Raw genomic sequence first — 933 nt, 5'->3', positions numbered from 1 at the left:
TCTGTGGCTGACTCTGTCTGGCAGCATCAGCCTTTTTATTTCATCCGGCTGTAACGCATTCTGTTTTATATGGCTGCTCACGGCACTCTCTCCGTTTCTGCTCAGACCGCTCGACTGGCTGACCCGTCAGTTGCTCAGGAAGCCCTGCATACTGAGCCGCAGAAAACGTATCACCGTTCATCTGTCACCCTGGCAGCCAACCGTCGGACTCACGCCTGAGCGCGTGAGCTGGTTCTGGTCTGGGGTGTTTGAGTCAGCTGAAGCCGCCTTAGCCGGGGGAAAAACCGTTGTGGTTGCTTCGCACCTGCTGACGCCTGCCCGTGCGGCCAGGCTCAGGACATACCTGAAGGTGCGGGGCTGGTCTTACCGCAGCAGGCTCACCAGCGTCCCTTTCCGGGATTCAGCCCGCGCGCTGATGCAGCTGGAAATCCTCTTCCGGCAATGGCACTGGCGCTGTCCGTCCCGGAGCCGTTGGCCGGTGATGCTGCTGAAAAAAACTTCTGAACCGGAAAAATAATTTCGGGTGTTAAGTCACGAAGGCAATGTTCACACTGATTACACACATGTATTCGATCTGAACGATCGAAATATCGCGTTATACAAAACGCGGTTTCGCCAGGTACTGTATTCACACCGAATACAGAAAAGATTAACAAAATATTTTCTCATTCAGCCAACACCAGGGCCTTTATGAAACGCATAAACCTGACAGAAATCCTGTCCCGCGTCGCCTTAGAGCAGACCGATGAGCAGAGGCAGCTGCTTGAGCAGTTTGCGGAAGGGAAGAAAACCGTAAGTCCGCCAGTGACCATTCGTTTCCGGCCGGCATCACGGGAATTTGTGAATCAGGTATCACATAAACTCGGCATCTCCGTTTCAGAGCTGGTCAATGTGATTGTTGAGGGCGTCATGACAGAGACCACAGCACCCCGC

Annotated in this window: 1 protein-coding gene and 1 pseudogene; both read left to right on the top strand. The window is 53.7% G+C overall.

Annotated features, from left to right (window positions below):
- The first annotated feature begins 1 nt into the window (after window position 1).
- Complete coding sequence (locus tag RAC65_RS22290) at window positions 2-517, top strand: pili assembly chaperone (protein ID WP_375097322.1); 516 nt, start codon at window positions 2-4, stop codon at window positions 515-517.
- Between the two features lie 173 nt (window positions 518-690).
- Window positions 691-933: pseudogene (locus RAC65_RS22285) on the top strand (conjugal transfer protein TraE); the annotation flags it as partial.

Source organism: Pantoea sp. BS_8 (genome assembly GCF_041954965.1).
Classification (GTDB): Bacteria; Pseudomonadota; Gammaproteobacteria; order Enterobacterales; family Enterobacteriaceae; genus Pantoea; species Pantoea stewartii.
This window is presented reverse-complemented; position numbering and strand designations above follow the sequence as displayed.